Origin of the sequence: Pseudoalteromonas sp. H71, assembly GCF_001468485.1 — a bacterium.
In the GTDB taxonomy this organism is placed as follows: Bacteria; Pseudomonadota; Gammaproteobacteria; order Enterobacterales; family Alteromonadaceae; genus Pseudoalteromonas.
Genome location: NZ_LODI01000007.1, coordinates 34,385 through 40,636 on the forward strand (window position 1 = coordinate 34,385; position 6,252 = coordinate 40,636).

Annotated in this window: 7 protein-coding genes; all 7 read left to right on the plus strand. The window is 38.2% G+C overall.

Going from position 1 to position 6,252, the window contains the following annotated elements:
* Positions 1–42: 42 nt before the first annotated feature.
* A complete protein-coding gene (infC, locus tag ATS71_RS05625; protein WP_006794470.1) occupies positions 43–603 on the plus strand; it encodes a translation initiation factor IF-3 in 561 nt (186 codons plus the stop codon).
* 212 nt (positions 604–815) lie between these two features.
* On the plus strand, positions 816–1,016 hold the full coding sequence (gene rpmI, locus ATS71_RS05630; protein WP_002960713.1) for a 50S ribosomal protein L35: 201 nt from the start codon (positions 816–818) through the stop codon (positions 1,014–1,016).
* A gap of 15 nt (positions 1,017–1,031) precedes the next feature.
* Entirely contained in the window at positions 1,032–1,391 is a 360-nt protein-coding gene (gene rplT, locus ATS71_RS05635; protein ID WP_002960711.1) for a 50S ribosomal protein L20, read from the plus strand.
* An 814-nt stretch (positions 1,392–2,205) separates the two neighbouring features.
* Positions 2,206–4,023 (plus strand): M14 family metallopeptidase, encoded by a 1,818-nt coding sequence (locus ATS71_RS05640; RefSeq protein WP_058403972.1) that lies wholly within the window; start codon positions 2,206–2,208, stop codon positions 4,021–4,023.
* Positions 4,024–4,025: 2 nt separating this feature from the next.
* The gene (locus tag ATS71_RS05645; protein ID WP_058403928.1) at positions 4,026–4,667 is read left to right on the plus strand and encodes an MBL fold metallo-hydrolase; all 642 of its coding nucleotides are present in this window, start codon (positions 4,026–4,028) and stop codon (positions 4,665–4,667) included.
* 115 nt (positions 4,668–4,782) lie between these two features.
* Positions 4,783–5,241 (plus strand): Lrp/AsnC family transcriptional regulator, encoded by a 459-nt coding sequence (locus tag ATS71_RS05650; RefSeq protein ID WP_002960703.1) that lies wholly within the window; start codon positions 4,783–4,785, stop codon positions 5,239–5,241.
* A gap of 114 nt (positions 5,242–5,355) precedes the next feature.
* A partial coding sequence (locus ATS71_RS18830) for a SulP family inorganic anion transporter (RefSeq protein ID WP_268801445.1) occupies positions 5,356–6,252 on the plus strand: 897 nt, incomplete at its 3' end.

The following is a 6,252-nucleotide window of genomic DNA, read 5'->3' on the forward strand; positions in this document are numbered from 1 at the left end:
CGATTACTAAAAGCCATCTACACGCTTATATTATTGATATTCTTGGAGGAACGTACCATTAGAGGCGGCAAGAAAGGGCAACAAACAGCTCAAAAAAATCGTATTAACGAAGAAATTACAGCTCAAGAAGTTCGTTTAATCGACATCGACGGCGAACAAGCTGGCATTCAGTCATTAAAAGACGCACAAGCTATGGCTGATGCAGCGGGTGTTGATCTTGTAGAGATTAGCCCTAACGCTGAGCCGCCTGTTTGTAAGGTTATGGACTACGGTAAGTTCATCTTTGAAAAAAGCAAAGAACTGAAAGAGCAGAAGAAGAAGCAAAAGCAAATCCAGATTAAAGAAATCAAATTCCGTCCTGGTACGGATGAAGGTGACTATCAGGTTAAGCTTCGCAACTTACGTAAGTTCTTAGAAGCTGGCGATAAAGCTAAAATTACCATCCGCTTCCGTGGCCGTGAAATGGCTCACCAAGAAATTGGTATCGAACTATTAAACCGCGTTAAAGGCGATTTAGAAGACTTAGCAGTAGTAGAGTCTTTCCCAAATCGCGTTGAAGGCCGTCAAATGGTTATGATGATGGCACCTATTGCTAAAAAGTAATTTTTAAGTAATAATGCTCACCGAATTTAGCTCAGGTCTGCAAGCAATATGTAAATATTCACCTGAGTTAACCGGTTTTAAAGTAAAGTTGCATCATTTTATGTTGGGCTTTCACCGGAACATGGCAGTAAGTTAGGCCTAAAAGTGGAGCTATAGAAATATATCTCACGCCTGCTTACTAATTTAAAAGCAATACAATTGGAGTTATTGCAATGGCTTATAAGCTAAAAAGTCACAGTGGCGCTGCTAAGCGTTTCAAAAAGACTGCTTCTGGCGGTTTCAAGCGTAAACAAGCGCATCTTCGTCATATTCTGACTAAGAAAACTTCTAAGCGTAAGTTACACCTACGTCCTAAGATGATGGTTCATAAAAATGACCATGGTCTAGTTTCACGTATGTTACCGTTCGCTTAATAGGGGTTTTTAGAAATGGCAAGAGTTAAACGCGGCGTTGTCGCACGTGCACGTCACAAAAAAGTTTTAAAACAAGCAAAAGGTTACTACGGAGCACGTTCACGTGTTTACCGCGTAGCTTTCCAGGCTGTTACTAAAGCGGGTCAATACGCTTACCGTGACCGTCGTGCGAAGAAACGTACTTTCCGTCAATTATGGATTGCACGTATCAATGCTGCTTCACGTCAAAATGGTCTGTCTTACAGCCGTTTTATCAATGGTCTTAAAAAGACTTCTGTAGAAATCGATCGTAAGATCCTTGCAGATATCGCTGTTTACGACCAAGTTGCATTCGCAGCGCTTGTAGAAAAAGCTAAAGAAGGCCTAGCCGCTTAAGCTTTTTTATAAGAACTGAAAAGGAGCCCATTGGCTCCTTTTTTTGTGCCTAAAATTTGATATAAAAACACCACGGTATAATACCGATCCACAATAATACCTAATTATTTTGCGGGGCTAAACGTGTCACTACCAGCGTTTGAAATTTTCATTTAGAACGACTAAATAGCGAGTTTTTTGCCTAACTATTAACACGTTTTTTTCAGTTTAAAAAACTCATTTAATTAAACGAATTAGTATAAGAGGGATTCTAAGCTGCTGAGTATAATATGCCGTGATTGATTTAAATGGCGAGGGTTTATTGGTTTGTTAATGTTAAATTGACGAAAGTCTGTTTAATCTTTAGGCAAGGCAGAGGCTATTTTGTGTAGTTATTCTCTATGAATTGGCGATTACGTAGCATTAATAGCAAATAGGCGGTGTCCATAGGGTTCTTCCTAGGTGCCATTTACACTCTGTTGCCTAAATGTATTTGGCTTATGGGCATGAGCAGAGCACGGTAGCTTTGATTTTACTTATTAATACATGGATGTAAGCCAAAAAATATAACCCAGGAGCCGTTATTGAGTTCACTAGGTTATAAACCTCGTGCCGTGATTATATAGCCCCTAGTTTAAATAAACTTTTAAACGCAAAGCTCAACATGTCCTAGTGTATTTAATTGGATGCTAATTATGCTTTAATCTCAATAAAACATTCCTGATACATTATTAACTTACCTTAGGCTGTGTTTTTTGTTGAACTACCGCAGTTTTTTCGTAACGATTGGTTAAGTTGTTATAATTTGGCTATTAAAGCGTTTTTTGAGAATAATATGTTAGCCAGCTTAGTCTTTTTAACTGCAAGTATGACTTACGATAGCCATTTACCCCCTTTGCTACCTTGGGAAGGAGAAAGTTTATCGCTGATACAACAGGCGGGGCCTCTGACAACGGATTTTGAGCTTTCAGATGGTTATATATCTCCTGATTACAACAACACAATGGCTTTTGTAGAGCGTTTAGTTGCTGCAAATCCGACTCAATTTAAATCGCAAATAATAGGTTTTAGTAATAGTAAGCGTGCTATTAAAATGGTGGTAGCGACTGAGCAAGGTTTTTTTGATGCAGATCAGCTTGCCAATAGCACTAAGCCAACAGTGCTTATTCAAGCGGGAATTCACGCTGGCGAGATTGACGGTAAAGACGCCATGTTTATGTTGTTACGGGACATAGCTACAGGCAAACGTAGAGATATTTTAAAGAAAGTAAATATTTTATTTATCCCAATCTTAAACGTTGACGGACATGAAAGAAGCAGCCATTTTAATCGCATTAATCAACGCGGCCCGAGTAAAATGGGTTTTAGAACCAATGCAAATAATTTAAATTTAAACCGTGACTTCACAAAACTTGAAACACCCGAAGTTAAAAGTGTTTTAAAGGTTATTAATGACTATAACCCAAACCTGTATATTGATGTGCATGTTACTGACGGTGCCGATTATCAATACGATGTGACCTATGGATATAATCCGGTGTTTGCAAGTGAATCTCCTGCTATTGCTGATACGTTAGATAGATACTTTAAACCGGTTATAGATAATAAGTTAGCATCGCAAGGGCATATTCCTGGGCCTCTTGTATTTGTTATGAATAAGCGCAACTTTAAAGAAGGGCTTGCGGGTTGGGTTGCTACACCCCGTTTTTCGAACGGTTGGGGTGACTTAAAATCATTACCTACAATTTTAGTCGAAAACCACTCATTAAAACCCTATAAGCAGCGTGTATTGGGCACTTACGTGTTTATTGACGGAGCAATTGATGCTTTATCAAAGCATGGACATGAACTAGCTAATGCAGTAAAAAAAGAACACGCATTTGTACCAAAGCAGCTTATTGTTCAACGAGGCTATAGTAAAGACCCTGTAGAAATTGCATTTAAAGGTATTCGTTATACGTCAAAAGTGAGTACATTATCGGGTCAAACAGAAGTTCAATATATTGGTGAGAAAGAAGACTATACAAATTTACCGGTATATTGGCAAAAAGATGTACAAAAACGTATTGAAGTACCTAAGGCATTTTTTATACCACCTGTTTACACCGATTTAATTGAAAAACTGTCGCTTCATGGTGTGTCTGTGAATAAATTAGTTGGTGAAAACACACAACCATTAAAACAGGCAAAAATAAATGAGCACTCGTTTGCTAAGTCACCGTTTGAAGGAAGATTTAGGGTAACGGCTACTTTCGATTATAAACCTGCTATTAATGTAAATTTAGACGGTTGGTTTGAAGTTACAACTCAACAAAAAGCAGGGGAATTGGCTGTCCACCTTCTGCATCCAGAGGCGCCTGACTCGTTTTTTTCATGGGGAGAATTTAACACGATTTTTCAGCGCACTGAGTATATGGAAAATTACGCACTGATCCCTTTTGCTCGTAATATGTTAAAAGAAAAGCCAAAATTTGCTTTGCAATTTGACCAAAAATTAAAAACTGAAAAGTCATTTGCAAGTGATGCTGATGCTCGCTTAGATTGGTTGTATCAGCACAGCCCATTTTATGATGAAGCATATCTAAAGTACCCAATACTTATGTCGTTTGAAGAAGAAATAGCAATACCAGATCAAAAAGATAAAGAAATATAGTGATGAGAATTATAACAATACCAGTGACTCCTTTTGCACAAAATTGCAGAATAATAGCTTGCGAAAGTACCCAAGAAGCAGTCGTTGTTGATCCTGGCGGTGACAGCGATAAAATAATTGCAGCTTTAAAGAGTAATAATTTAACCCTTAAAGCTGTTTGGTTAACCCATGGGCACTTAGACCACGTTGGTGGAGCAGACGTACTTCGTAAGCAGTTTAATACTAAGATTATTGGCCCACACAAGGATGAACATTTTTGGTTTGAAAATTTATCAATGCAAGCTCAAATGTTTGGTTTTTCACCTATTAAACCATTTTACCCTGACGAATGGTTATCGCACGGTGATACTTTGAGTCTAGGCAAGTTAACATTTGATGTATTTCACTGCCCAGGCCATACACCAGGGCATATTGTATTTTACGAAAAAAATGAACAATGTGTCATTGTTGGTGATGTTATATTTAAAGGATCCGTAGGACGTACTGACTTTCCTAAAGGGAATAGTCAACAACTTATAGAGTCTATTAAGGCTCATATACTAACCTTACCTTTACAGACCGCGATTTTGTCTGGTCATGGCGGTGAAACAACCGTTGACCATGAAATTAAAACGAATCCTTTTGTAAGTGGGCAGTACGGCTAGTGAGTTAAATGTATTAATTATGAGTAATTTATACATAGAAAAATTAAAAATAAGCAGACTGTTTTTAAAAATGGTTGTATAATTTAACCAGTTTATTTGATAAATAAGAAATAAAATGTCTCTAAATCACGTAGATCGCCAAATTTTGGCACTTTTGCAACAAGACGCAAGTCTATCAACTGCTGAAATAGCAGATAAAGTCGGCTTATCTCAATCACCTTGTTGGCGTCGAATTGCTAAACTAGAGCAAGACGGCTACATAAAAAGCAAAGTGGCATTGTTAGATGAGAAGAAACTTGGCTTTGATATGTTGGTGTACGCACATGTGCGTTTATCTAATCACGGTAAAAAAAATCTAGCTGAATTTGAAAAATTGATCATGAGTTACGATGAGGTCACTGAGTGTTATACAATGGCAGGCACAATGGATTTTATGTTGCGAATAATCTCACAAGGGATAGAAGGCTACGAACATTTTGTTCGAGATAATTTATTAAGTTTAGAGTACGTACAGGAAGTGCATTCAAACGTGACAATGACATGTGTAAAACGCAGCACATCTCTACCTTTGTAAACAGATAACTTTTTAAAGCTATTTAGTTTAAAAACACAATGTAATTGTTAAATGAGCGCTAATTTGCTAAAATTTAGCGCTTTTTTTATACCCAAAATACACCTGAGGATCTCAATGTTTAACTTACTAAGCAGGGCGCCAAGCTCAGCTAAAAACGATATTCTATCTGGTTTAACTGTGGCGTTAGCCCTAGTGCCAGAAGCTGTTGCGTTTGCCTTTGTTGCAAATGTAGAACCTTTAGTTGGTCTATATGCCGCGTTTATCGTAGGTTTAATTACGGCTATATTCGGTGGCCGCCCAGGCATGATCTCAGGTGCAACCGGTGCTTTAGCGGTTGTAATGGTAAGTTTAGTGCTTGATCATGGTGTTGAGTATCTCTTTGCAACCGTGCTTCTGATGGGTATTTTGCAAATACTCGCGGGAATATTCAAGCTCGGTAAGTTTATACGTATGGTACCGCATCCTGTAATGCTGGGGTTTGTAAACGGCTTAGCTATTGTTATATTTTTAGCCCAGTTAGGTCAGTTTAAAGTACCTGATGGTATGGGCGGTCAGCAATGGATGACAGGTGAACCATTGTTTATTATGTTAGGGCTTGTTGCGTTAACAATGGCTATTATTCATTTCCTTCCAAAGTTAACAACGGCTATTCCTTCATCTTTGGTTGCGATTGTAACGGTGACAGGCTTAGTTATTGGTTTAGACCTTGAAGCACATACCGTATTAGATTTTTTAAAAGGGATGACAGGTGATGAAGCAGCAACAATCGCAGGTGGGTTGCCAGAGTTTCATATTCCTATGGTGCCATTTAATTTAGAAACACTGCAAATTATCTTCCCTTACGCACTTATACTTGCTGCTATCGGCCTGATAGAGTCATTATTAACGCTTAGCTTAATTGATGAAATTACTGAAACACGTGGTCACAGTAACAAAGAGTGTATTGGCCAAGGCGCTGCAAATATAACGTGTGGTTTTTTTGGAGCAATGGGCGGTTGTGCAATGATTGGC

Excerpts from the sequence above, each read along its gene's own strand:
- rplT (WP_002960711.1), top strand. The coding sequence starts at position 1,032 with ATGGCAAGAGTTAAACGCGGCGTTGTCGCACGTGCACGTCACAAAAAA.
- ATS71_RS05645 (WP_058403928.1), top strand. The coding sequence starts at position 4,026 with ATGAGAATTATAACAATACCAGTGACTCCTTTTGCACAAAATTGCAGA.
- rpmI (WP_002960713.1), top strand. The coding sequence starts at position 816 with ATGGCTTATAAGCTAAAAAGTCACAGTGGCGCTGCTAAGCGTTTCAAA.
- ATS71_RS05650 (WP_002960703.1), top strand. The coding sequence starts at position 4,783 with ATGTCTCTAAATCACGTAGATCGCCAAATTTTGGCACTTTTGCAACAA.
- ATS71_RS05640 (WP_058403972.1), top strand. The coding sequence starts at position 2,206 with ATGTTAGCCAGCTTAGTCTTTTTAACTGCAAGTATGACTTACGATAGC.